Here is a 22,436-nt window from a genome sequence, read left to right on the forward strand (position 1 = left end):
CGTGGAAATCCAAGCAGGATATGGCTAGGCGACGCAGTATGAGCGACAAACCTTATACATATGCGCAGGCCGGCGTCTCGATCGCAGCCGGAAATGCGCTCGTCCGCGCCATCGCCCCGCTGGCGAAAGCGACGCGCCGCCCCGGTGCCGATGCCGATCTCGGCGGCTTCGGCGGCTTCTTCGATCTCAAGGCGGCGGGCTTCGTCGATCCGCTGCTGGTCGCCGCCAACGACGGCGTCGGCACCAAGCTCAAGCTCGCGATCGATTCGAACCACCACGATGGCGTCGGCATCGATCTCGTCGCGATGTGCGCCAACGATCTGATCGTCCAGGGCGCCGAACCGTTGTTCTTCCTGGATTATTACGCGACCGGCAAACTCGAAGCCGGCGTCGCCGAGCGCGTCGTCGCCTCGATCGCGCAAGGCTGCCTGCAAGCCGGCTGCGCGCTGATCGGCGGCGAAACCGCCGAGATGCCCGGCATGTACGGCCCCGGCGATTACGATCTCGCCGGCTTCTGCGTCGGCGCGGTCGAGCGGGACCGCGTGCTGACCGGCAAGGATATCGCCCCCGGCGACGTCGTGCTCGGCCTCGCCTCTACGGGTGTGCATTCGAACGGTTTCTCGCTGGTCCGCCGCCTCGCCGCCGACAAGGGCTGGAAGCTCGACCGCCCCGCCCCGTTCGACATCGACACTTTGCTGATCGACGCGCTGATGGCGCCGACCCGAATCTATGTGAAGAGCCTGCTCCCGGCGCTCCGTGTCGGCCGCATCAAGGGCCTCGCGCATATCACCGGCGGCGGACTGCTCGAAAACATCCCGCGCGTTCTGCCCGAGGGTACCCACGCGATGATCCACGCCGACGATTGGGAACAGCCCCGGCTGATGGCGTTCCTGCAAGCGCAGGGCGGCATCGAACCGGGCGAGATGGCGCGCACCTTCAACTGCGGCATCGGCATGGCCGTGGTGGTCGCCGCCGACGCCGCCGATGATGTCGCCGCGATGCTCGAAGGCGCGGGCGAAACCGTGCTGCGCATCGGCGAGATCGTCGCAGGCGAGCGTGGCTGCACCGTCAACGGCCGCATCGAAACCTGGGGCGGTCGCGATGCCTGGTCGGCGACTCACCTGCATGGCTGACCGCAAGCGCGTCGCCATCCTCATCTCCGGCCGAGGCTCGAACATGATGAGCCTCGTCGCGGCGGCGGACGGCGCCTATGAGGTCGCGCTGGTCGCCTCCGACAAGCCCGACGCCGCCGGCCTCGGCTGGGCCAAGGCGCAGGGCCTCGCCACCTGGGCGCTCTCGCCCAAGGGGATCGGCAAGCCAGCCTATGAAGCCGCGCTCGATGCCGCGCTCCGCGACGCGGGCGTCGGAACGATCGCGCTCGCTGGCTATATGCGGCTGCTCTCGGACGATTTCGTCGCGCGCTGGCGCGGTCGCATCCTCAACATCCACCCCTCGCTGCTCCCAAAATACAAGGGTCTCGACACCCACGCGCGCGCGATCGAAGCGGGCGACAGCCACGGCGGCTGCTCGGTCCATGTCGTCACCGAGGAACTCGATGGCGGCGCCGTGCTCGGTCAGGCCGAGGTGGCGATCGAACCCGGCGACACCCCCGAAACGCTCGCCGCGCGCGTGCTGGTCGCGGAGCATCGCCTGTATCCGCGCGTTCTGGCAGACTTCGTAGCCCAGACTTCGTAGCTAAGGTGAGTCCGCAATGAGCCCCGATCCCGAAGCCGCCCTCGCCCGTGTCCGGTCCTACTGCCTCGCCTTGCCCGAGGCGGAGGAGCAGATGTCGCACGGATCGCCCGGATTTCTCATCGCCGGCGGCAAGTTCTTCGCCTATTTCTGGCACAATCATCACAATGACGGCGAGACCGTCGCGATCGTCCGCACCACCGGCCATGACGAGCAAGCGATGCTGATCGAGAGCGATCCGGCCTTCTATTACGCGCCGCCCTATCTCGGCACGTTCGGCTGGGTGGCGATGCGGCTCGACCGCGACGATCTCGACTGGGATCGGGTCGATGACCGGATCGCGACAAGCTGGGAACTCGCCGCGCCCGAGCGGCTTCTGGAAGCAGGTGGACGATGAGCGCACCCGGGAGCGAACCCAACGCCACCGAACGCGCCGAGGCCCGCGCGATCCGCAAACGCTGGGTCACGCTGGCGGAGATCGTCGCGGTCGCCGGGCTGCTGATCTCGGCGACCACCGCCTGGCTGAGCTGGTCCGACCGGCGTAGCGAAGAGCACGAAAAACAGATCGAGAAAATCACCGAGGCGCGCACCCGAACGCTCGTCCGCCTCACCGCAACCCCCGAACACGGCGGCGCGAGTCTCGCGTTGAAAGACGCCGAGCATGACGTGCAGAGCGTCGATATCCGCTTCCCCAAGGCGCTCGGCGTGCCCGCGCAGAACAGCATCCTCAGCCCCCATGTCGATGCCGACTGGATTGCCAAGCCGCTGCTCGAAGCGACCAGGGACGGCCCCGACAAACGCGAGGGCCGCCTGCCGATCCTCGTCGCCGCAAGCTATTGGGACGGCGACCAGAAACGCACCGATACGGCGATCTACGATCTCGTCTGGGAGACCGAAGGCGGGCTGATCTGGGGCCACAAGCTCAAGCTCAAGGGCCTGATGCTGCGCGAACGCACCGCCTCCGCCCCACGGCTGGACGGGCTGTGGAAAGTGGAAAAACCCCGCTAACCCGATCCTCCCTGCTTGCGGGGAGGATCAGATCACCGCGACGCCAGCTCAGCCCCCGGCTTGACCCAGCCGGCAAGCTGATCGCCCGCGCCCGTCCGCACGAAACATCGCCCGCCGGCGGCGCGATACGACAGGCACAGCTTCACCGCATCGCCACGCGCATAGCCGCCAAGCGACAGCCGGTAGAAGCTTCCGGCCCCGGTCTTGACGGCGGCGCCCTGCGGCGTGCGGCCCGAGAAGCTCGGGAACTGCCGCGCGGCCCGCTTCCACGCATCGCGCGCGACGCTGGCATTGTCGAACGCGCCAAGCTGGACATAGAATTTGCCGGCGGCGAGCGCGCGGGGCGCATCCTCGGCCGGAGCCGCCTTGGCGAGCGCTTTGCGCTCACGCGCCGCCTCGGGCTTCGCCGCGAGCGGCTGGACGATTTCCTGACGCGCGGCGAACTGGACCGCGGGCACCCCGGTATTGAGCGACGGCGCGGCCGTTGCGGCAAGCTCTACCGGCGCAGCCGCAGCCGGCGCTGGCTCGACCGGCGCGGCGCTCGCCACCGCCACCGGCGCGGCGCTGGTGAGCGCCAATGCGGCCGGGCGCCCCTTGTCGGCAACGGCGGTCACGCCGAGGAGCGATGCGACCTGATCCGAGGCCGCCTTGGGCCGCGCGAACGCACCCCATTCGACGATTCGCTTGTCGGCATCGGCAGCGGCGAGATCGAGCCCCACCACCGCGCGCGCCTCGGTCCAGCGACCGGCGAGCGCGAGGCTCAGCGCGAGGTTCTGGCGAGTCTTGGTGCTGGCCGCATCGGCCCGCGCCGCGCTGGCGAGCAGATCGACCGCCGCCGCCGGATCGCCCGCCAGCGCGATCGCGAGGCCACGGTCGCTGACCGGGATCGTGTCGGTATGCGCGGCGAGCGTCTTGCGCGCCGCCTCCCAATCGCCGGTCGCGATCTGCGCGAGCGCGAGATTGAGCGCCGCCTTGCCGTTGCCGGCGTCAAGCGCGAGCGTATCGCCGAACGCGTCACGCGCCGACGTGAACCGCCCCGCCTTGAGATACGACTGCCCGAGCAGCATGCGGAACTCGGCCGATTCGGGCGCGGCCAGCGCGGCGCGCTCGGCGTGCTTGACGGCATCGGCACCCTTGCCGCGCGCCAGCAGCGCGCGCGCCTTGCCGGCTTCCGCCGCCGCCTTGCGCGCATCGCCACCCTGCTTGTGGCTGCCGGCGAAGGCGATGCCCTGCACCCCGCCCGCCAGCGCGCCGCCGAACAGCAGCACGGAGCCGGCCAGGGAAATGATCGCACGCGTCTTCATCGAATCTCTCCATCCGGGCGCGAGCGCGGTGGCACATCGCTCACCAGCACCCCGGCCACGGGATTGCCGTTCAAAAATCGGTCGGGCGCACGCACGAAGCCGGCGCTGCTCATCTTAATTCACCACCCGGCGTCCGAACCCGCCGGTCACCGGCCGTTGCCCGAACGTGCCCGTCGCTGCGGGCGCCGCGAACACCGTGCGGCGGAAATTCTTTTCGAGCCGATCCGACACATGGCCCCACAATGCCTCGATCTCGGCGGTCGATTCGCTCTCGGCGTCGCGCTCCATCACGGTGCCGCCATCGACCATCGCCGCCGCGAAATCGGCGCGATGGTGGACGAACACCGGCGCGACGATGCCGTGCCGCGACAGCGTCATCGTCGTCTCGGTGGTGAGGCGCGCGTCGGGCGTCGCGCCGTTGACGACGAACAGCAACGGCTTGCCCGCGCGCTCGCATTGATCGACCGTCGCGCCGACCGCACGCAGATCGTGCGGGCTGGGCCGCGTCGGGATGACGATCAGTTCGGCGACCGCGATCACGCTCTGGATCGCCGTCGTGATCGCGGACGGCGTGTCGATCATCGCGAGTTTGAAGCCTTGCACACGCAGCGCTTCCAAATCGGCGGCGAGCCGAGTCACGCTGGTCCGCGCGAACGCCGGGCTGTCGCCGGTGCGGTCGTTCCACCAGTGCGACAGCGAGGCTTGCGGATCGACGTCGATCAGCACCACCGGCCCCGCTCCCGCACGCTCTGCCTGGACGGCGAGATGCCCGGTCAGCGTGGTCTTGCCGGACCCGCCCTTCTGTGATGCCATCGCGACAACGCGCATGTGCCCCGTTCAACCCCCGCCTGTAGAAGCCGCTCATTGCCCCAATATTGGTCAAGAACAGGTTAATGCCGGGCGATACGCTCCTTTTCGGCACGGTCTGCCTAACGAAATCTTTGCCAATCTTGCGTATCTCAGCGTAACCGAAGGTGATTTTGGGGCGATGAAATGCGGGTCCGCGTATGAAGACATGGATTTTGGTCTCGGTGGCGGCGGGTGGCATGGCTCTCGCGGTGCCGGCGTTCGCCGACGTCAAAGCCGGCGTGGATGCGTGGAGCCGTGGCGATTACCGCAAGGCGATCGACGAATGGCGCCCGGCCGCGATCAAGGGCGATGCCGACGCGCAGTTCAATCTCGGCCAGGCCTATAAGCTCGGCCGCGGCGTTCCCACCGATCTGCCGATGGCGGAAAGCTGGTATCGCAAGGCGGCGATGCAGGGCCATCTTCAGGCCGAGGACAATTACGGGCTGATCCTGTTCGATCAGGGCAAGCGCACCGATGCGGTCCACTGGCTCGAACGTTCCGCCACACGCGGCGAGCCGCGCGCGCAGCTCGTGTACGGCACGATGCTGTTCAACGGCGACAGCGTCAGCAAGGATTGGCCGCGCGCCTATGCGCTGATCCTGCGCTCGGCCGCGCAAGGGCAGCCACGCGCGCCGCAGGTGCAGGCGCAGATGGACCAGTATCTCTCGCCCGAGGACCGCCAGAAGGGCATGGCCCTCTCCCGCCAGTACGAGGCGGACGAGAAACGCCCGCAGCTCCCACCCGAAATCGCGAACGCCGGCGCGCAGACCGCGATGCGCGGCGCCGATCTGCCGCCCTCCGCCTACGATCCCAACGCGCGGCCCGCGCCCACCGTCCATACGCCCCGGCAGGACGAACCCGACGCACCGCCGCGCGGCAACGCTCCCGATGCGCCGCGCACACGCCCGACGCCGCCGCCGCCCCGCCCGCGCCCCGCACCGGCGCAGCCCGCGCCGACTCTGGCCGGCAACGGCCGCTGGCGAATCCAGCTCGGCGCGTTCCGCGACGAGGGCAATGCGCGCGGCCTGTGGCAATCGGTGCAGGGCCGCCTGCCCGGCCTGCAACCCTATTATGTGAAAACCGGCGCGGTCACCCGCCTCCAGGCCGGCCCGCTCGCCTCAAGCGCCGCCGCCACCCGCGCCTGCGCCGCCGCCCGGACGAGCTGCGTACCCGTCGCGCCATAACGACACCCGCCCGTTCGTGCCGAGCGTTTCGAAGCATGAACGGGTGAAGGTTTGAAACGGTTAAAGAAACGCGCGCACTCTCGCCGTTCGTCCTGAGCGTGTCGAAGGGCGTGCCCGGAGCGCGCGCTTAAAGGCTCACCCCGCCGAAGCGCGCACCACGCCGAGCAGCAGCCAGTACAACCCGCCCGACAGCAGCATCGCCGCCGGCAGCGTCATCACCCAGGCGAGCACCATGTTGAGGATCGTGCGCGTCTGCAACCCGCTGCCGCTCGCCACCGACGCGCCCGCCACACCGCTCGACAGGATGTGCGTCGTCGAAACCGGCGCCGCGAACAGATCGGCGGTCATGATCGTGAAGGCGGCAACGATTTCGGCGGAGGCGCCCATGCCGTAGGTCAGATGCGTCTTGCCGATCTTCTCGCCGACCGTGACGACGATCCGCTTCCAGCCGACCATCGTGCCGAGCCCGAGCGCGATCGCGACGATCACCTTCACCCATAGCGGGATGAAGCGCGTGCCCTTTTCGAGATGCTTCTGATACGCACCGATCGCGTCCAGCTCGTCCGCCGAGAAGATCGTTTCGGACGCTTTGTCCTTGGTCACGAACTGCGCGACGCCCTGCAAAAGATACATGTCGTTGCGCAGGTTCGGCGTCGCCGCCGCCGGCACCTTGTCGAGCGAACCATATCCCGAAATGCGCGCGGTGACATCGTGCGAAAGCGTGTCGATCGCGCCATAGGTCGCGGGCCCGGTCGCCTTCTTGGTCTCCAGCGCATGAGTCAGCACCACCCGCGCCGCGCCGACATCGCTGCCGACCGTGCCGCCATGCGCGCGGAACGCGGTGGCGGCGGCGTTGGCCGATGCGGTGAAGGCGGGCATCTCGCTCGCCGGCATGGTGCGGTTGAGCGCATAGGCGGTCGGCGCGCAGCCGATCAGGATCAGCATGATGAGCCCCATGCCCTTCTGCCCGTCATTGCTGCCGTGGAAGAAGGAGACCGCGGTACAGGTCGCGATCAGCGTCGCGCGGATGCCCTTGGGCGGCGGTGAATCGGCGCTCGGCGCGGTGTAGAGCGTCGGGTTGCGCAGCACGCGCTTCATCACCAGCAGCAGCACCATCGACGCGACGAAGCCGATCAGCGGGCTGAACAGCAACGCCGACAGCACCTTCTGCGCCTGCCCCCAGTCCACGCCCGAGGTGCCGTTGCCGCCATGCGCCAGGATCTGGTTGGCGAAGCCGACGCCCAGCACCGAGCCGATCAGCGCATGGCTCGACGAATTGGGCAACCCGACATACCAGGTCGCGAGGTTCCAGATCACCGCCGCCAGCAGCAGCGCGAAGATCATCGCGAATCCGGCGCCCGACCCGACGTGGAGGATCAGGTCGACCGGCAGCAGCGTCACGATCGCATAGGCCACTGCGCCGCTCGAAAACATCACGCCGAGGAAGTTGAAGAACCCGGACCATACCACCGCCACCGGAGCCGGCAGCGAGTGCGTGTAGATCACCGTGGCGACCGCGTTGGCGGTGTCATGGAAGCCGTTGACGAACTCGAACCCAAGCGCGATCAGCAGCGCCAGCGCGAGGAACGCGAAGGTCGCGGTCGCCAGCCCCTCGCCCGCCTGCGCGGTATCGAACAGGATGCTCGCGCCCGCATAACCGATCGCACCGACGATGATCGCGAGGAAGATCCAGCGCCCCGCCGGGTGCAAGGGCCGGTCAATATGCGGCACGCCGACGGCACGTTCACTCGGTTCGAGTGACGCTGTAGTGGATATATCCATAAAGTCGGCGTGGCCTGCTTCTGTTACCATATGATGACAGCAGCGTTCTTGGCGAAGCCCCGTCGAAAACGGCGCGTTGGTCGCACCGATGTTGCGGCGCCCCTTAATCTCGATTTGTTTCGGCGGCAACCGGCGCGCACCGGGCCGGCATCGCTTCGTCGCATCGCGCGCGGCTTTGCGCGGCGATCAAAGATTGCCCTCGCCGCTCCCGTTCCCTACCTGTTCGCCGATGAATATCCCCGCGCCCGCCCCCGAACCCGCCTATCTCAAAGGCCTCAACGCGCCGCAGCGCGATGCCGTGCTCACCACTGAAGGCCCCGTTCTGGTGCTCGCCGGCGCAGGCACCGGCAAGACCGCCGCGCTCACCGCCCGGCTCGGCCACCTACTCGCGACCCGCCGCGCCTACCCGAGCGAAATCCTCAGCGTCACCTTCACCAACAAGGCCGCGCGCGAGATGCGCGAGCGCGTCGGCCGGCTCGTCGGCGATGTCGTCGAGGGGATGCCGTGGCTCGGCACCTTCCACGCGATCGGCGCGAAGATGCTGCGCCGCCATGCCGAACTGGTCGGGCTGCAATCGAATTTCTCGATTCTCGACACCGACGATCAGTTGCGGCTCCTGAAGCAGCTCGTCATCGCCGCCGACATCGACGAGAAGCGCTTCCCCGCGCGCAGCCTCGCCGGGCTGATCGACGAATGGAAGAACAAGGGCCTCGTCCCCAGCGATATCGACGCGGGCGAGAGCGAACGCTACGCCAACGGGCGCGGCGGCGAACTCTACCAGCAATACCAGACTCGCCTCGCCGCCCTGAACGCCTGCGATTTCGGCGATCTGCTGCTCCACATGCTGACCATCCTCAAGCGCGACCGCGAGGTGCTCGCCGATTATCAGCGCCGCTTCAAATACATCATGGTCGACGAATATCAGGACACCAACAGCGTCCAGTATCTCTGGCTCCGCCTGCTCGCGCAGGAGCGCAAGAACATCTGCTGCGTCGGCGACGATGACCAGTCGATCTATTCGTGGCGCGGCGCGCAGGTCGAGAACATCCTCAAGTTCGAGAAGGATTTCCCCGGCGCCAAGGTGATCCGGCTCGAACAAAATTACCGATCGACCCCGCACATCCTCGCCGCCGCGAGCGGCGTGATCGCCAACAATTCGGGGCGGCTCGGCAAGACCTTGTGGACCGAGGAAGCCGACGGCGACAAGGTCAGCGTGTTCGGCGTGTGGGACGGCCCCGAGGAAGCCCGCCGCGTCGGCGAGGAGATCGAGGCGGCGCAACGCAACGGCCAGTCGCTCGATCGCATCGCCATCCTCGTCCGCGCGCAGCATCAGACGCGAGAGTTCGAGGATCGCTTCATCGCGATCGGCCTGAATTACCGCATCATCGGCGGCTTCCGCTTCTACGAGCGCGCCGAAATCCGCGACGCGCTCGCCTATCTGCGCGTCGTCCACCAGAGCGCCGACGATCTCGCCTTCGAACGCATCGTCAACGTCCCCAAGCGTGGCCTGGGCGACAAGGCGGTGCAGAAGCTCCACATGCTCGCGCGGGCCGAGAACATTCCGCTGAGCGTCGCGGCGGCGCGTATCCTCGACACCGACGAGCTGACCGGCGCCGCGCGCAAGTCACTCGGCAATTTCGTGATCGATCTCGCCCGCTGGCGGCGCATGGCGAACGAACTGCCCCACGCCGAACTCGCCCGCCAGATCCTCGACGAGAGTGGCTATACCGGCGCGCTCCAGGTCGAGAAATCGGTCGAGGCGGCGGGGCGGCTCGAAAACCTCACCGAACTCGTCCGCGCTATGGAGGAATATGAAAGCCTCGGCGCGTTCCTCGAACACGTCAGCCTCGTCATGGATAACGAGGCGCAGGCCGACGAGGCCAAGGTGACGATCATGACGATCCACGCCGCCAAGGGCCTCGAATATGACACCGTCTTCCTGGTCGGCTGGGAAGAAGGCCTGTTCCCCTCGCAACGCGCGATCGACGAAGGCGGCAACGCGTCGCTGGAGGAGGAACGCCGCCTCGCCTACGTGGCGATCACGCGCGCGAGGCGCCGCGCGATCATCCTCCACGCCGCCAACCGCCGCATCTACGGCCAATGGACCAGCAGCATCCCAAGCCGCTTCGTCGGCGAACTCCCGGCCGCGCACATCGAGAGCGAAAACAGCATGAGCGGCGGCGAAAGCCTGTGGCGCGCCAACTGGTCGGAACGCGCCGACCCGTTCGCCGACGTCGCGCGCGGCACCGGCCGCGGCCCCGGCTGGCAACGCGCGGCCGGGGTGAAAGACGGCGGCGCCTTCACCAGCCGCACGTTCTCCCGCGAACCAACGCGCGTCGTGGAAGCGCGCGCCAGTGCGGTGAGTTTGGGGAACAAGGGCCGCAGCGATCTGACGGTGGGGATGCGCGTGTTCCACCAGAAATTCGGCTACGGCGCGATCGCCGAGATCGAGGGGAATAAGCTGGAAATCGACTTCGACGAGGCCGGGCGCAAGCGGGTGATGGATACGTTTGTTACGCTGCCGGCGTGATGCGGGGTGAAGCGGCGAGCTATTTCGAGGGCAGGCGCCGCTACGGCCCACACACGCTTGATTCCCAAATTGGGAACCACTATAAAGTCCCGTGAGACTGATCGCCCGAAGCACGCTCGCCGCGTTCATCGAGAAGCACCCGGAAACGCGGGCATCGCTGACGCATTGGCAAAGCGTCGTGAAGACGGCGAGCTGGGCAAATGCTTCCGACGTGCAGGCCGCTTTTTCCAAGGCCAAAGCTTTGAACGGCGAACGTGTAAGGTTCGAAGTAGCGGGCGGCGATTATCGGTTGATCGTCGCGTTCGACTTCCGCCGCGGCATCGCCTTCGTGAAGTTCGTCGGCACGCACGCCGACTATGATCGGATCGACGCGCTCACAGTCGATCTGTTTTGAAGGACCGGACAATGGACATTACCCCGATCCGCACCGATGCCGATCATGAGGCCGCGCTTCGAGAGATCGAGGCGCTGTGGGGCGCCGCCGAGAGTACGCCTGAAGGCGACCGGCTGGACGTGCTCGCCACGCTCGTCGAAGCGTATGAGGACAAGCGCTGGCCGATCGCCGATCCCGATCCGATCGCGGCGATCGAGGCGGCAATGGCGCATGACGGGCGCACCCGAGCCGATCTCGCCGCGCTGATCGGCAGCAAATCGCGCGCGTCCGAAATCCTCCGCCGCAAGCGCGCACTCACCCTGCCGATGATCCGCTTGATCGCACGCGAATGGCAGGTGCCCGAGCGGCTGCTGGTGCGCGAATATGCGTTGGATCGCAGCGCCTGACCGCCTGGCTGAAGCCGCTGTCCGTTCCACCAAGATCAAAAGCTGTCCTACACCGCCCGCCCCATGCCAGACTTGCGGCATGCCCGTCCGCCTGCCCCTGATCGCCTCACCCACGCCGCCCCGCGCCGCCAGCCCCACCGCGCACCCGGCCCCCAAACATCGCACTCCGCCAACCGTGCGCGCAGTGGACAACCTTAGCCACGTTTCCCTAGCGCCGCCGCCGCAACCAGCGGTTCGCCGCGAACACCAGCAGCGCCCAGACCGTGCCGAAGCACCAGCCGCCGAGCACGTCGCTCGGCCAATGCACGCCGAGATATACGCGGCTGCACCCGATCAGCACGACGAGCAGGCTGAAGAAGCTCACGATCGCGACGCGCACCGCGCGGCGCGGCTCGATGCCGGCGAGCATCAGCGCGATCGTCAGATAGGTCGCGGCGGAGATCATCGCGTGGCCGCTCGGGAAGCTGGCGTTGTCGACCCAGACGAGGTGCGGCACCACGTCCGGGCGCGGGCGGTGGATCACGCTCTTGAGTTCGCTCGACAGCAGCGACGCGCCGACCAGCGATGCCGCGATCCATGCCGCCTCGGCGCGGCGGCGCAGGAAGCACAGGGCGGCGATACCCGATCCGCCGAACAGCCACATCAGCGTGAACCCGCCGAGCGCGGACACGTCGATCGCCGACTGGCGCAGCCACACCGGCCCGACGGGTGTGTCGAGATGCCCCGGCACGCGCAGCGCGAGCAGCAGCGGCACGTCGAAGCCGAAGCCCTCACCCGCGATCAGCACGCGCGCGATATGGATGCCGAGCAGCAATGCCGATACGGCGAGCAGCGCCACCAGCGGCCACAACCACGCCAGCGCGCGCGGCGCATCGTCGAGCGGTGCGCCGGCCTTCACCGTCAGCCGAGTTCGACCGTCATCAGCACGGAGTCGCCGTATTTGGGGTCGCTCGGCGAGAACAACGGGTTCGCCTTGAACGCGCGCGGCGTCAGCCGCAGCCCGGTCAGCCCGGCGAGCTTGAACGTGCCGAGCTTGAGCTCCTTGGGCGGCCGCCCGTCGCGTTCCAGCACGACGCCGTCGATGAACAGATCGCCGTGGCGCGTGTAGATGACATGCGGCGCGAGCGTCACTTCGGTGCGATTATAGGTCGCGGCGAGACAGCGCTGGCGCACGATGCCTTCGAATACGGTGGGTACGTCGCCTGCGGGAGAGTCTGTCACGGCATGGTCTTCGGGTATGGGGGAACGGCGGCGGCCTTAACCCGCGCGTGCCGGTCCAGCAAGTGCGGATGCGGCAGGCACGTGTGCGCGGCGGCTCGACAAGCGCGGAACCGGCCCATATCAGCCGGGCATGGTTCACCCGCTCGTCGCCAGCCTCGGCCTGTCGCCGCACCCCGAGGGCGGCTGGTATCGCGAAACGCTGCGCCAGCCCGCGCCTGACGGCGGGCGAGCGCTGGCCACCGCGATCCTGTTCCTGCTCGATGCGGGGGAGCGTTCGCACTGGCACCGGGTCGATGCCGCCGAACTGTGGCTGTGGCACGCGGGATCGCCGCTGACGCTGCGGATCGGGCATGACGACGTGCTGCTCAATGGCGAAGCGCCGCAGGGCCTCGTCCCCGCCCACGCCTGGCAATCCGCCGAGGCGCGGCACGGCTGGGCGCTGGTGAGCTGCGTGGTGACGCCGGGGTTCGATTTCGCCGGCTGGGAACTCGCCCCGCCCGGCTGGTCGCCACCGCGATGAGCGACGGCCTGCCGATGCCCCGGCGTCTGCTCGCGATCGGCGCGGTGTCGTGCGGGTCCGCGCTGATCATGATCGACGGCAGCGTCGCCAACGTCGCGCTGCCGACGATCGCCCGCGATCTGCACGTCGACAGCGCCTCGATCGTCTCGATCGTGACGATCTACCAGTTGATCCTGGTGATGCTGCTGCTCCCCTTCGCCGCGTTGGGTGAACGGCTCGGGCTCAAGCGGATGTACCAGATCGGCCAGATGGTGTTCACCGTCGCGACGATCCTGTGCTTCTTCGCCAAGAGCCTGCCGTTCCTGCTGATCGTGCGCGCGGCGCAGGCGATCGGCGCGGCGGCAGCGCTCAGCGTCTCGTCGGCGCTGATCCGCTCGGTCTATCCGAAGGCCCAACTCGGGCGCGGGCTGGCGCTCAACACGGTCGTCGTCACCAGCGCGAACGCGCTCGCGCCAACCTTGGGCGGTCTGGTGCTCGCAGTCGCGCCGTGGCCGTGGGTGTTCGCCAGCGCGGTGCCGTTCGCGATCGGCTCGCTGCTGCTCGGCCGCGCGCTCCCCAGGGCCGAACCGCGCGACACGCCGTTCGACGTGCTCGGCGCGGTGATGTGCGCAGGCATGTTCGGTCTGGTGATCGGCGGCGCAGAGACGGGAATCCACGGCGACAGCCCGGTCGTCTCGGGCGCTATCGTCGCGGTCGGCATCGCGATTGGCGTGTTCTTCGTGCGGCGCGAGCGGCACGAGGACAACCCGATCCTGCCGATCGATCTGCTCGCCCGCCCCGTGCTCGCGCTGTCGGTGCTGAGTTCGTACACCGCCTTCGTCGCCTCGATGACGCTGCTGATCTCCTTTCCGTTCCGCATGCAACACGAGTTCCACATGAGCCCGGCCGAGGTCGGCGCGGTGCTGGCGCCGTGGCCGCTCACCAACATCTTCGTCGCGCCGATGGCGGGCTATCTGTCCGATCGCGTGCCGGCGGGCGTGCTCGGCGGGATCGGCATGACGATCGCCGTCACCGCTTTGAGCCTGCTCGCGTTCCTGCCGCCCGATGCGACCTATATCGACATCGTCTGGCGGATGATGCTGTGCGGCGCGGGTTTCGGGCTGTTCCTGCCGCCCAACGCGCGGCTGATCGTCGGCTCGGCGCCGCCGCACCGCGCGGCGGCGGCGGGGAGCCTCGTCTCGACGGTGCGGCAAGTCGGCCAGACCACCGGCGCGACCTTGGTGGCGATGCTGCTCGCGTTCGGCGTCGGCGCCGGGCGCACACCGCCGCTGGTCGCCGCCGGGCTGGGCGTGATCGCGGGGCTGTGCAGCGTCGCGCGGCTGCGGCCGTCGATCCGCAATCCGAAGCCCGTCGAAACCATTGATATGGAAGCACGCCAGCCATGATCCGCACCTCGATCCTTGCGCTCACCTGCTGCGTGGCAGCCTGCGCCCCCGCCGTGAAACGCGACCCCCACCTGTCGAGCGCCCCGCTCGCAGCCCGTCTGGCGGCGGCTGATGCGAACTCGGGCGCGGCGGTCTTCTCGCGCTGTGCGGCGTGTCATACCGTCACGCAAGGCGCCGGTGATCGCGGCGGCCCGGCGCTCTACGGCGTGGTCGGCCGCCCGGTCGGGCATGGCAGCGACCGCTTCAACTACACCGCCGCGCTGGAAGCGGTCGGCGGGGTGTGGACGTTCGAACGGCTCGACGCGTGGCTCACCGACCCGCGGCATTTCGCACCCGGCACCAACATGATGTTCGCCGGCCTCCCCGACGGCATGGACCGTGCCGACGTGATCCGCTTCCTCAACGAAAACGGCTCGAACCTGCCACTGCCTGCGCCGCCTAGCCCGAGCAACCGACCAACCCGGTAACGGGCACAACCACGCCGTCCTTACCGTCACGATCGATCCGGAGCGCGCCGTCTGGAATGGCCGCGCCCTTCACCAGATCGGCGCGCGTCTGAATCGTGAGATCAAGCGTGGCGCGAATGCCGGGCGCGGCATAGTCGGTTGAATCGCTCAGCCCGAAGTTGGTCGCGCCGCGCTGCGCGGACCGGGACAGGTCGACGATCGCACCGTCGAGCGACACGCGCAGATGCGCGGGTTCAGCCGCAGCCATGGCGACCAAGGTGCGCTGCTCGGTTGCGGTCCACAGAAAGGCGGCGCAACCCGTGGCAGGCAGATCCTGCTTGGGCAACACGTCGAGCGGCAGGCCCGCGATCGGCGTGGCGGCGAGCAGGAGGAAGAGGGGCGGGTTCATCCCGCCGAGCCTAGCAGGAACAGCCACGCCGGATAAGCTGCGACCGTGAGCAACGCGCCGAACGGTGCGCGATCGTCGAGCCGCGCCGCCCGCCCCCGCACCATAGCAATCGCGACGATCGCCAGCCCGGTCAGCGCGGCGAGGAACAGCACCACCGGCAGCATCCGCCAGCCGAGCCACAGCCCGATCGCGCCGAACAGCTTGGGATCGCCCCCACCCAACCCCTCGCGGCCGCGCACGATCCGGTATGCCGCCGCGATCAGCCACAAGGCGCCGAAACCACCCGCACCGCCGATCAGCCGGTCGGCGAGCGACGGCTCGATCCCCAACGCACCGGTGACGAGGCCGGCGAGCGCCAGCGTCAGCGTCAGCGCGTCGGGCAACCAGAATTCGGTGACGTCGAGCGCGGCGAGCGCAAGCAACAGCCAACCGAACGCGGCGCCCGCCGATGCGATCGAACCCGGCACCGCCAGCCCCGCCGCCAGACCGATGACGAGCGCTATGGCTTCGATCCGCCAATGCCGCGGGTCGATCGCCGCGCCACAGCGGCGGCACCGCCCATGCGCAAACGCCGCGCTAAGCAGCGGTACCAGATCGCGCGCGCGCAGCACCGCGTCGCAGCCGTCGCACCGCGAGCGCCCACGCAGCACCGATCGCCCCTGCGGCCAGCGCATCACCAATGTCGCGATGAAACTTCCGATCACCGCACCGAGCAGCCCGAGCAGCACCGGCCAGAACAGCCCTTCAGCCATTCGGCTTCTTGCGGATCAGATACCGATAGGCGCCGAACAGATCGATCCCGAGCAGCACGACGTTCTGCGTGCCAAGTGCCGCGTCGTGCGTCAGGATCGCCCCGCCGATCCATGCCAATGCCGAGGCGGCGAACAGCACCAGCGCCCAGCCGGTGACACGCCGCCCGAGATCGAGCGACACCAGCGCCGCTGCGATCATCCCCCCACCCGAGGCGGTCCATTTCAGCACGGTGGTCAATGTATCCATCCAGCAGCCCTAGGGCCGCAGCGCGCGCCGCGCCAGATTGATACGAAGCAAGCCGTCGTGCGTCCGCCGTTCAGAGATCGAGCGTGAAATAACGGCTGAACGCGGTGTCGGTATAGCCGGCGAACGGGCCACAAGGAACGAAGCCGGCGCGCGCATACATCGCGCGCGCCGCAGCAAACGCGTCGTTCGATCCGGTCTCCAGGCTCAACCGCCGATAGCCCGCCGCGCGACCTTCCGAAACGAGGTGCGCGAGGACCGCGGCACCGACGCCACGCCGCAGGTGCGCAGGCGCGACGCGCATCGACTTGAGTTCGCCATGCCCGGCATCAAGCCGCTTCAGCGCGCCCATGCCGAGCAGCGCATCGCCTTCCCACGCGGTCCACACCGTGATCGCCGGATCGCGCAAGCCGATGGGATCGAGCGCGAACACCGATCCCCACGGCGAATTTTCGACCGCTTCACGCATGTGCAGGTCGACCAGTTCGAGCACCACGCCGCGCGAAAGATCGTCACGCTCGAACCGGATCGCGGGCATGCTCACGACAGCGTCTCGTCGGGCTCGACACCCCACAGATGGATCGCCTCGACGTAGCCGCCCTGCCCGTGGACGTCGAAATAGCACCAGCCGCGCGAACATCGGCTCAGCCGCCCGACCACGCCCGGCGCAGCCCGCCAGCGCACCCGCGAACCGGCCTCCGGCTGGTCGAGCAGTTCGACCTGGGTGCCCATCACGAAGCCGGTACGAACCTCCTTGATGAGTGCGCCCAGCATCCAGCCCTGCGTGCCACCCGGGTCTTCGACCTTGAGCCAATTGCCGTGATCGTACACGTCGAGCACCTTCACCGGCAGGTCGGCGCGCTGATACAGCCAGATCGCGGGGTAGGTGCGCCCAGGCCCGGTCCGCATCCGCGCCTTCGCCGCCGAGATCGAAGCGAAATACGGCATACGCTTCTGCACCAGCGCACCGATCGCCGGCGCGGTCACGGCGATCGCCGCCACCATCAAAGCACTTCTACCGAACCAACGCATATACGCCCCTAACTGGATGCGATCTGCTTAGCGCGTGCGGCAAGCGGGCTTCAACAGCGTTGACGCGAGGCCGCCGCTTCGCCAAGCGCGATATATGCCCGAAACGAGACGCGTCGCGCACCCGAAGGTCATCGTCACGCGCGAACTCACCGAAGCGGTGATGGCGCGCATGGAGCAATTGTTCGACACCACGCTTCACCGCGCCGAGGGCAAGATGACGCGCGAACAGCTCGCCGCCGCGATGGCATCGTGTGACGTGCTGGTCCCCTCCGTCACCGACTCGATCGACGCAGACTTGATCGCCGGCGCGGGCGAGCGGCTCAAACTGATCGCCAATTTCGGCGCTGGCGTGAATCATATCGATCTCAAGGCGGCGCGTGCGCGTGGCATCATCGTCACCAATACGCCGGGTGTGCTGACCGAGGACACCGCCGATCTGACGATGGCGCTGATCGTGTCGGTGCCGCGCCGGCTGGCGGAGGGCGAGAAGCTGGTGCGGTCGGGCCAGTGGAGCGGCTGGAGCCCGGGCGGAATGCTCGGCCACCGCATCGGCGGCAAGGCGCTCGGCATCATCGGCATGGGGCGGATCGGCCAGGCGGTGGCACGGCGCGCGCGTGGCTTTGGGCTGACGATCCACTATCACAACCGTTCGCGCCTGCCCAAAGTGCTGGAGGGCGAACTCGGCGCGCAATGGCATGCCAACCTCGACGCGATGCTGGGCAGCATCGACATCCTGACGATCCACACCCCGCTCAACGCCGACAGCAAGAACCTGCTCGATGCCGAGCGGATCGCGCTGCTGCGCCCGCACGTATACGTCATCAACGCCTCGCGCGGCGGCATCGTCGATGAAGAGGCGCTGGTCGATGCCCTCGAAGCCGGTCGGCTGGCTGGCGCTGGTCTCGACGTGTGGCAGCACGAACCCGCGATCGACCCGCGCCTGCTCGCGCTCCCCAACGTGGTGATGACCCCGCACATGGGCTCGGCGACGTTCGAGGGCCGCATGGCGACGGGCGAGAAAGTGATCCGCAACATCCGCGCCTGGGCCGACGGCCACCGCCCGCCGGATCAGGTACTTGAGGGCTGGGTCTGACGCATCATCGCACATGGCATGGCATGGCCGGGCTGTAGGCCTCCCATGTACGCAAAGACCGTGGATGGCTGACGCCGCCACACCCGGCGAGGCCCCGGATCGGCGCCGCTAGCAACCGCGCTACGCAACCAGCCCCACCAACGCCCCGCTCGTCACCGCCTCCGAGCACAGGAACCCCTGGTACAACTGACACCCCTCCTTCGCGAGCAGTTCCAGTTGCTCGTTCGTCTCGACCCCTTCCGCAATCACCGTCAGCCCGAGCGAACGCGCCATGTCGATCACGCCGCGCACCACCACGCGGTCGCGTGGGGTGCCGGTGATGTCCTGCGCGAGCTTTTTGTCGATCTTGAGGTAATCGAGCGGCAGCGCCTTGAGGTAGGCGAGGCTCGAATAGCCGGTGCCGAAATCGTCGATCGCGATCCGGCAGCCGGCGGTACGCAGCGCCGAAAGCAGCGCCGCCGCCACGCCGAGATCCTCGATCAGTCCGTTCTCGGTGATCTCCAGCGTCAGCCGTGTCCGCGCGAAGCCGCTCGAATCGACTCGGTCGAGGAACAGGTCGGTGAACCCGGGCCGGGCGATGTCCGCTGCGGTGAGATTGAGCGACAGCCGCAAACCGCGTAGCGCCGCCGGCCAGGCGGCGGCACGCTCGAGCGTGATACGCTGGATATGATCGGACAGCGCGATTTCCAGATCGGCACGCGCGGCCGCCGCGAACAACGTTTCCGCGCCGATCGTGCCGAGCATGGCATGTTCCCAGCGCGCGAGCGCCTCGACTCCGACGATCGCGCCGCTCGACACCGAGACTTGCGGCTGGAAAAGGATGTCTATCTCGCCGCGCTCGATCGCGTGATGGAGCGCTACCGCGAGCGAATCGATCGGCGCTTCGTCGCCGCGCGCTTCGGCGACGCGCAACGTGGCACTGTCCGATTCGCGCGCGTCGGCGAGCGCTTCGCTGGCGCGGCGCAACAGCGCGGCGGCATCGTCATCGCTCTCTCCTTGCGCGACGCCGATCCGACAGCCGAGCACCGCGATCGCGTCACCCGCGACGAACGGCCGCGCCATCTCGCCGGCGATCCGTTCCGCCGCCAGTTTGATGCGGGCACGCGGCGCGCGTGCGGCGACCAGGAAGGACGAGCCGCTCAGCCGCGATACCAGCGCCCCCCGCCCCAGCACGTCGCGAACGGCATCCTCGATCCGCTTCAACGCGCCACGCAGCAACGTATCGCCAGCACTGCGGCCGTAGGCGGTGTTGACCATGTCAAAGCGGTTGAGCGCGACCAGCATCGCGTGGAGCGGCTCCGCATCCTCCTCGCGCAGCCGGCGACTGATCCAGCGCCGCGCGCTGCCGGCATCGCGCGCGCCCGCCAGCGCCTCGCGCAGTTCGGCGGTCGGCTCGGGCGCGCTGCCGAGCACCTCGACGATCGTGTCGATCCGTCGCGTGGTCCCATCGAAGTGCAGATGCTGCACGACGCGACCGATGCCCGGCACATCATGCGCGAAGGCGGTCGTCGGCCGTGCCTGCGACAGGCGACGCAGTGCCGCCAACGCCGCGCGCCGCTCGGTCGGGTCAATCCGGCGTAGCAAGGCGGCGCGTCCCGGCTGCTCGTCGGTGCCGAGCAGCCGCGCGAACGCCGGTGTCATCAGCATCGTGCGCGTGGCGAGATCGAAACGCCAGCCAAGCGGCTCGGCAACGCCGGTGGTGCGCCACTCGCCGGCCATCCGCTCGGCATGGCGCGCGGCGTAGCGCAGCGCCTGAATGAACTCGGTCTCGCCGAACGGGCTCGAGAGGAAATGCGTCGCGCCGGCCTCGTAGAGCGCGCCGAGCGCTTCATGGTCGCCGCGCGAGACGAGCGCCAGCATCGCGCCGCCATTCGCCTCGATGGTACCGCCGAGCGTGCGGGCACTGGCCAGCCCCTCGTCGAGCGCGCCACGCGCGTCGAGCACCACGACGGCGGAGCCGCTCGCGAGGAAGCGCCGCTCCAGGCCCGCCGCGCGCCGCGCCGCGACCACTTGCCAGCCCGCCCCGCCGGCCAGCGCGGCAAGCTCGTCACGCTGGCGGAACGAGAGGATGAACAGCGGCGTGGCGCCGGCGGAGATGCCGGACCCGGCGCGCAACCCATCTTCGTCCACGCTCGCTCCCTGCCCCACCACGCCGCCCGATACACCGTGGAATCCCCTTCTGCCCCGGGACAGGACAAAGAAGAAGCGCAAAAACGCTGCCTCTTGTTCGGCAGCGCGCGAACGCCTAGCTCCATGTAATGCCCGCACCAGCAGCCCTGATCGATCGCCACGGACGCACGATCAGCTATCTGCGCATTTCGGTGACCGACCGCTGCGACCTGCGCTGCCGCTATTGCATGGCCGAGGCGATGACCTTCCTGCCCAAAGCGGCGCTGCTCTCGCTCGAGGAAATCGCGGTGATCGCCGAACGCTTCATCGCGCGCGGTATCACCAAGATCCGGCTGAGCGGCGGTGAGCCGCTGGTGCGGCGCGATGTGATCGAACTGGTTCAACGGCTCGGGCGGCACGTGGGAGCGGGCCTCGACGAACTGACGATGACGAGCAATGGCACGCGCCTTGCCGACCATGCCGATGCGCTGGTGGCGGCGGGAATGCGGCGCATCAACGTCAGCCTCGATAGCCGCGATCCCGAGACGTTCCGCTACATCACCCGGCACGGCGATGTTTCACAGGTTCTCGGCGGCATCGCGGCGGCTCGCGCGGCCGGGTTGGCGGTCAAGATCAACATGGTCGCGCTCAAGGGCCTCAACGCCACCGAGATCGCGCCGATGCTGGCATGGTGCGTCAATCAGGGTCACGACCTGACGCTGATCGAGACGATGCCGATGGGCGCGATCGACGAGGATCGGACCGATCGCTTCCTGCCGCTGACGGCGGTGTTCGACGATCTCGCGCGCCAGTTCTCACTGGTGCGCGACCCGCGCGGGAGCGGCGGCCCCGCGCGCTACTGGAGCGTCGATGGCACTAAGACGCGGCTCGGGCTGATCTCGCCGCTAACGGGCAATTTCTGTGCCGCCTGCAACCGCGTGCGACTCACCACCGAGGGAATCCTCTACACCTGCCTCGGCCATGACGACCGCGTCGATCTCAAGCGCGTCCTGCGCACGGACGGCGTCGGCGCGCTCGATGCCGCGCTCGATGCGGCGATGGCAAGCAAGCCCGAACGCCACGAGTTCGACATCGCCGCCGCCACCCCCGCCGTCGCGCGCCACATGAGCGTGACCGGCGGCTGAAATGAATCGCGGTGCCGCGCCACAGAAGCGAGCGCTCGTCGCGTCGCCGACCCCGCCCGCCCAGGCCGCCGCCGAGGCGCTCGCCGATGCGTATGACTGGGTGGCACCCGAAGAGGCCGACCTGATCGTCGCGCTCGGCGGCGATGGCTTCATGCTCCAGACGCTGCATTCGATCCTGGAGCGCCGCAAGCCGCCGATTCCGGTGTTCGGCATGAACCTCGGCACCGTCGGGTTCCTGATGAACGAATGGCGCCATTTCGATCTCGACGGGCGGCTGGCGCGCACCAAACCCTTCAAGGTCACCGCACTGTCGATGACCGCGACGACGATCGACGGCGCGATCCACACTCTGCCGGCGATCAACGAAGTGTCGATGCTGCGCGAGACCCGGCAGACCGCGAACCTTGAGGTCACCGTCAACGATCGAGTCGTGCTGCCCGAACTGGCCTGTGACGGCATCCTCGTCGCGACCCCGGCGGGATCGACCGCGTACAACCTCTCCGCGCAGGGGCCGATCCTTCCGCTCGGCTCCGCGCTGCTCGCGCTCACCCCGATCAGCCCGTTTCGCCCCCGTCGCTGGCGCGGCGCGATCCTGCCCGACAAGGCGCGGATCGTCGTGCGCGTGCTCGATCCCGGCAAACGCCCGGTCAGCGCCGTCGCCGACCAGCGCGAGGTGCGCGATGTCGCCTCGGTCGAGATCGCGATCGACCGGTCACGCGAGTTGACGCTGCTGTTCGACCCCGAACACGCACTCGATGATCGCATCACGATGGAGCAATTCGTCGCGTGATCGATAAGGGGTTGCATCGCCGTTTCAGCCGGTTATAGAGCCCCTCCACGCTGTTCCCTGATAGCTCAGCGGTAGAGCTCTCGACTGTTAATCGAGCGGCCGTAGGTTCGAATCCTACTCAGGGAGCCATTTTGGATAGGCTGTTTTTTCGGCCCGGAACC

Annotated in this window: 25 protein-coding genes and 1 tRNA gene; 15 read left to right on the forward strand and 11 right to left on the reverse strand. The window is 68.3% G+C overall.

Annotation, left to right across the window (positions count from 1 at the left end; all coding sequences use genetic code 11):
• Positions 1–38: 38 nt before the first annotated feature.
• Genes purM through J0A91_RS18130 form a run of 4 tightly spaced genes read left to right on the forward strand, consistent with a single transcriptional unit; the run spans position 39 to position 2,700 of the window.
• Complete coding sequence (purM, locus tag J0A91_RS18115; RefSeq protein ID WP_069206066.1) at positions 39–1,133, forward strand: phosphoribosylformylglycinamidine cyclo-ligase; 1,095 nt, start codon at positions 39–41, stop codon at positions 1,131–1,133.
• Positions 1,126–1,695 (forward strand): phosphoribosylglycinamide formyltransferase, encoded by a 570-nt coding sequence (purN, locus tag J0A91_RS18120; RefSeq protein ID WP_069206067.1) that lies wholly within the window; start codon positions 1,126–1,128, stop codon positions 1,693–1,695. The genes purM and purN overlap by 8 nt, the downstream gene beginning before the upstream one ends.
• A 16-nt stretch (positions 1,696–1,711) precedes the next feature.
• The gene (locus tag J0A91_RS18125; RefSeq protein WP_069206068.1) at positions 1,712–2,089 is read left to right on the forward strand and encodes an MmcQ/YjbR family DNA-binding protein; all 378 of its coding nucleotides are present in this window, start codon (positions 1,712–1,714) and stop codon (positions 2,087–2,089) included.
• Positions 2,086–2,700, forward strand: coding sequence for a hypothetical protein (locus J0A91_RS18130; protein WP_069206069.1), 615 nt, complete (start codon positions 2,086–2,088; stop codon positions 2,698–2,700). Before J0A91_RS18125 ends, J0A91_RS18130 begins: the two co-directional genes overlap by 4 nt.
• Positions 2,701–2,732: 32 nt before the next feature.
• Here the strand turns inward: J0A91_RS18130 and J0A91_RS18135 are convergent, their stop codons facing one another.
• Complete coding sequence (locus J0A91_RS18135; RefSeq protein WP_069206070.1) at positions 2,733–4,004, reverse strand: SPOR domain-containing protein; 1,272 nt, start codon at positions 4,002–4,004, stop codon at positions 2,733–2,735.
• A 114-nt stretch (positions 4,005–4,118) separates the two neighbouring features.
• On the reverse strand, positions 4,119–4,832 hold the full coding sequence (locus J0A91_RS18140) for a ParA family protein (protein WP_069206071.1): 714 nt from the start codon (positions 4,830–4,832) through the stop codon (positions 4,119–4,121).
• Between the two features lie 179 nt (positions 4,833–5,011).
• Here J0A91_RS18140 and J0A91_RS18145 point away from each other — a divergent pair, with 179 nt between their 5' ends.
• Complete coding sequence (locus J0A91_RS18145; protein WP_069206072.1) at positions 5,012–6,037, forward strand: SPOR domain-containing protein; 1,026 nt, start codon at positions 5,012–5,014, stop codon at positions 6,035–6,037.
• 135 nt (positions 6,038–6,172) lie between these two features.
• Here J0A91_RS18145 and J0A91_RS18150 read toward each other — a convergent pair whose 3' ends face one another.
• Positions 6,173–7,819 carry an inorganic phosphate transporter gene (locus tag J0A91_RS18150; protein ID WP_169833161.1) on the reverse strand — a complete coding sequence of 549 codons (1,647 nt, stop codon included), beginning with the start codon at positions 7,817–7,819 and terminating at the stop codon, positions 6,173–6,175.
• A gap of 229 nt (positions 7,820–8,048) precedes the next feature.
• Between J0A91_RS18150 and J0A91_RS18155 the strand changes: the two genes are divergently transcribed.
• The 3 genes from J0A91_RS18155 to J0A91_RS18165 all read left to right on the forward strand — a co-directional run bounded on the left by J0A91_RS18155 (position 8,049) and on the right by J0A91_RS18165 (position 11,129).
• Positions 8,049–10,349, forward strand: coding sequence for an ATP-dependent helicase (locus J0A91_RS18155; RefSeq protein ID WP_069206073.1), 2,301 nt, complete (start codon positions 8,049–8,051; stop codon positions 10,347–10,349).
• Between the two features lie 91 nt (positions 10,350–10,440).
• A complete protein-coding gene (locus J0A91_RS18160) occupies positions 10,441–10,743 on the forward strand; it encodes a type II toxin-antitoxin system HigB family toxin (RefSeq protein WP_069206074.1) in 303 nt (100 codons plus the stop codon).
• An 11-nt stretch (positions 10,744–10,754) separates the two neighbouring features.
• Complete coding sequence (locus tag J0A91_RS18165) at positions 10,755–11,129, forward strand: helix-turn-helix domain-containing protein (protein ID WP_069206075.1); 375 nt, start codon at positions 10,755–10,757, stop codon at positions 11,127–11,129.
• Between the two features lie 208 nt (positions 11,130–11,337).
• On the opposite strand, the gene J0A91_RS18170 is transcribed toward J0A91_RS18165, so the two are convergent.
• Positions 11,338–12,027 (reverse strand): phosphatase PAP2 family protein, encoded by a 690-nt coding sequence (locus J0A91_RS18170; RefSeq protein WP_069206076.1) that lies wholly within the window; start codon positions 12,025–12,027, stop codon positions 11,338–11,340.
• 2 nt (positions 12,028–12,029) lie between these two features.
• Positions 12,030–12,350, reverse strand: coding sequence for a hypothetical protein (locus tag J0A91_RS18175; RefSeq protein WP_069206077.1), 321 nt, complete (start codon positions 12,348–12,350; stop codon positions 12,030–12,032).
• Between the two features lie 130 nt (positions 12,351–12,480).
• Between J0A91_RS18175 and J0A91_RS18180 the strand changes: the two genes are divergently transcribed.
• Genes J0A91_RS18180 through J0A91_RS18190 form a run of 3 tightly spaced genes read left to right on the forward strand, consistent with a single transcriptional unit; the run spans position 12,481 to position 14,722 of the window.
• Positions 12,481–12,870, forward strand: a complete 390-nt coding sequence (locus tag J0A91_RS18180; RefSeq protein ID WP_069206078.1) for a cupin domain-containing protein — start codon at positions 12,481–12,483, stop codon at positions 12,868–12,870.
• Complete coding sequence (locus tag J0A91_RS18185; RefSeq protein WP_069206079.1) at positions 12,867–14,255, forward strand: MFS transporter; 1,389 nt, start codon at positions 12,867–12,869, stop codon at positions 14,253–14,255. The genes J0A91_RS18180 and J0A91_RS18185 overlap by 4 nt, the downstream gene beginning before the upstream one ends.
• Positions 14,252–14,722 carry a c-type cytochrome gene (locus tag J0A91_RS18190; protein WP_069206080.1) on the forward strand — a complete coding sequence of 157 codons (471 nt, stop codon included), beginning with the start codon at positions 14,252–14,254 and terminating at the stop codon, positions 14,720–14,722. Before J0A91_RS18185 ends, J0A91_RS18190 begins: the two co-directional genes overlap by 4 nt.
• Here the strand turns inward: J0A91_RS18190 and J0A91_RS18195 are convergent.
• The 5 genes from J0A91_RS18195 to J0A91_RS18215 form a co-directional block, all read right to left on the reverse strand.
• Positions 14,694–15,110, reverse strand: a complete 417-nt coding sequence (locus tag J0A91_RS18195) for a hypothetical protein (protein ID WP_069206081.1) — start codon at positions 15,108–15,110, stop codon at positions 14,694–14,696. The genes J0A91_RS18190 and J0A91_RS18195 overlap by 29 nt on opposite strands.
• Positions 15,107–15,862, reverse strand: coding sequence for a prepilin peptidase (locus J0A91_RS18200; protein WP_069206082.1), 756 nt, complete (start codon positions 15,860–15,862; stop codon positions 15,107–15,109). Before J0A91_RS18200 ends, J0A91_RS18195 begins: the two co-directional genes overlap by 4 nt.
• Positions 15,855–16,109 carry a hypothetical protein gene (locus tag J0A91_RS18205; RefSeq protein WP_240502068.1) on the reverse strand — a complete coding sequence of 85 codons (255 nt, stop codon included), beginning with the start codon at positions 16,107–16,109 and terminating at the stop codon, positions 15,855–15,857. The genes J0A91_RS18200 and J0A91_RS18205 overlap by 8 nt, the downstream gene beginning before the upstream one ends.
• A gap of 70 nt (positions 16,110–16,179) precedes the next feature.
• Complete coding sequence (locus J0A91_RS18210; RefSeq protein ID WP_069207469.1) at positions 16,180–16,644, reverse strand: GNAT family N-acetyltransferase; 465 nt, start codon at positions 16,642–16,644, stop codon at positions 16,180–16,182.
• A gap of 2 nt (positions 16,645–16,646) precedes the next feature.
• Positions 16,647–17,111, reverse strand: a complete 465-nt coding sequence (locus J0A91_RS18215; protein WP_240502069.1) for an SH3 domain-containing protein — start codon at positions 17,109–17,111, stop codon at positions 16,647–16,649.
• A 121-nt stretch (positions 17,112–17,232) separates the two neighbouring features.
• On the opposite strand from J0A91_RS18215, the gene J0A91_RS18220 reads away from it, so the two are divergent.
• Positions 17,233–18,231: a 2-hydroxyacid dehydrogenase gene (locus J0A91_RS18220; RefSeq protein ID WP_069206084.1), complete on the forward strand. Its 999-nt coding sequence runs from the start codon at positions 17,233–17,235 to the stop codon at positions 18,229–18,231.
• Between the two features lie 120 nt (positions 18,232–18,351).
• Here the strand turns inward: J0A91_RS18220 and J0A91_RS18225 are convergent, their stop codons facing one another.
• Positions 18,352–20,361, reverse strand: coding sequence for a putative bifunctional diguanylate cyclase/phosphodiesterase (locus J0A91_RS18225; protein WP_240502070.1), 2,010 nt, complete (start codon positions 20,359–20,361; stop codon positions 18,352–18,354).
• A 128-nt stretch (positions 20,362–20,489) separates the two neighbouring features.
• On the opposite strand from J0A91_RS18225, the gene moaA reads away from it, so the two are divergent.
• The 3 genes from moaA to J0A91_RS18240 all read left to right on the forward strand — a co-directional run bounded on the left by moaA (position 20,490) and on the right by J0A91_RS18240 (position 22,404).
• Positions 20,490–21,485, forward strand: coding sequence for a GTP 3',8-cyclase MoaA (gene moaA / locus J0A91_RS18230; RefSeq protein ID WP_069206085.1), 996 nt, complete (start codon positions 20,490–20,492; stop codon positions 21,483–21,485).
• A gap of 1 nt (position 21,486) precedes the next feature.
• Positions 21,487–22,275, forward strand: a complete 789-nt coding sequence (locus J0A91_RS18235; protein ID WP_069206086.1) for an NAD kinase — start codon at positions 21,487–21,489, stop codon at positions 22,273–22,275.
• A 54-nt stretch (positions 22,276–22,329) separates the two neighbouring features.
• A tRNA-Asn gene (locus tag J0A91_RS18240) sits at positions 22,330–22,404 on the forward strand.
• The last annotated feature ends 32 nt before the right edge of the window (positions 22,405–22,436 follow it).

The organism is Sphingomonas panacis, assembly GCF_001717955.1.
Taxonomy (GTDB): domain Bacteria; phylum Pseudomonadota; class Alphaproteobacteria; order Sphingomonadales; family Sphingomonadaceae; genus Sphingomonas; species Sphingomonas panacis.

What these genes read in the sequence shown, in the direction of transcription:
- purM (WP_069206066.1), top strand. Translation starts at nt 39, where the DNA reads ATGAGCGACAAACCTTATACATATGCGCAGGCCGGCGTCTCGATCGCA.
- purN (WP_069206067.1), top strand. Translation starts at nt 1,126, where the DNA reads ATGGCTGACCGCAAGCGCGTCGCCATCCTCATCTCCGGCCGAGGCTCG.
- J0A91_RS18125 (WP_069206068.1), top strand. Translation starts at nt 1,712, where the DNA reads ATGAGCCCCGATCCCGAAGCCGCCCTCGCCCGTGTCCGGTCCTACTGC.
- J0A91_RS18130 (WP_069206069.1), top strand. Translation starts at nt 2,086, where the DNA reads ATGAGCGCACCCGGGAGCGAACCCAACGCCACCGAACGCGCCGAGGCC.
- J0A91_RS18135 (WP_069206070.1), bottom strand. Translation starts at nt 4,004, where the DNA reads ATGAAGACGCGTGCGATCATTTCCCTGGCCGGCTCCGTGCTGCTGTTC.
- J0A91_RS18140 (WP_069206071.1), bottom strand. Translation starts at nt 4,832, where the DNA reads ATGCGCGTTGTCGCGATGGCATCACAGAAGGGCGGGTCCGGCAAGACC.
- J0A91_RS18145 (WP_069206072.1), top strand. Translation starts at nt 5,012, where the DNA reads ATGAAGACATGGATTTTGGTCTCGGTGGCGGCGGGTGGCATGGCTCTC.
- J0A91_RS18150 (WP_169833161.1), bottom strand. Translation starts at nt 7,819, where the DNA reads ATGGATATATCCACTACAGCGTCACTCGAACCGAGTGAACGTGCCGTC.
- J0A91_RS18155 (WP_069206073.1), top strand. Translation starts at nt 8,049, where the DNA reads ATGAATATCCCCGCGCCCGCCCCCGAACCCGCCTATCTCAAAGGCCTC.
- J0A91_RS18165 (WP_069206075.1), top strand. Translation starts at nt 10,755, where the DNA reads ATGGACATTACCCCGATCCGCACCGATGCCGATCATGAGGCCGCGCTT.
- J0A91_RS18180 (WP_069206078.1), top strand. Translation starts at nt 12,481, where the DNA reads ATGGTTCACCCGCTCGTCGCCAGCCTCGGCCTGTCGCCGCACCCCGAG.
- J0A91_RS18185 (WP_069206079.1), top strand. Translation starts at nt 12,867, where the DNA reads ATGAGCGACGGCCTGCCGATGCCCCGGCGTCTGCTCGCGATCGGCGCG.
- J0A91_RS18190 (WP_069206080.1), top strand. Translation starts at nt 14,252, where the DNA reads ATGATCCGCACCTCGATCCTTGCGCTCACCTGCTGCGTGGCAGCCTGC.
- J0A91_RS18195 (WP_069206081.1), bottom strand. Translation starts at nt 15,110, where the DNA reads ATGAACCCGCCCCTCTTCCTCCTGCTCGCCGCCACGCCGATCGCGGGC.
- J0A91_RS18200 (WP_069206082.1), bottom strand. Translation starts at nt 15,862, where the DNA reads ATGGCTGAAGGGCTGTTCTGGCCGGTGCTGCTCGGGCTGCTCGGTGCG.
- J0A91_RS18205 (WP_240502068.1), bottom strand. Translation starts at nt 16,109, where the DNA reads ATGGATACATTGACCACCGTGCTGAAATGGACCGCCTCGGGTGGGGGG.
- J0A91_RS18210 (WP_069207469.1), bottom strand. Translation starts at nt 16,644, where the DNA reads ATGCCCGCGATCCGGTTCGAGCGTGACGATCTTTCGCGCGGCGTGGTG.
- J0A91_RS18215 (WP_240502069.1), bottom strand. Translation starts at nt 17,111, where the DNA reads ATGGTGGCGGCGATCGCCGTGACCGCGCCGGCGATCGGTGCGCTGGTG.
- J0A91_RS18220 (WP_069206084.1), top strand. Translation starts at nt 17,233, where the DNA reads ATGCCCGAAACGAGACGCGTCGCGCACCCGAAGGTCATCGTCACGCGC.
- moaA (WP_069206085.1), top strand. Translation starts at nt 20,490, where the DNA reads ATGCCCGCACCAGCAGCCCTGATCGATCGCCACGGACGCACGATCAGC.
- J0A91_RS18235 (WP_069206086.1), top strand. Translation starts at nt 21,487, where the DNA reads ATGAATCGCGGTGCCGCGCCACAGAAGCGAGCGCTCGTCGCGTCGCCG.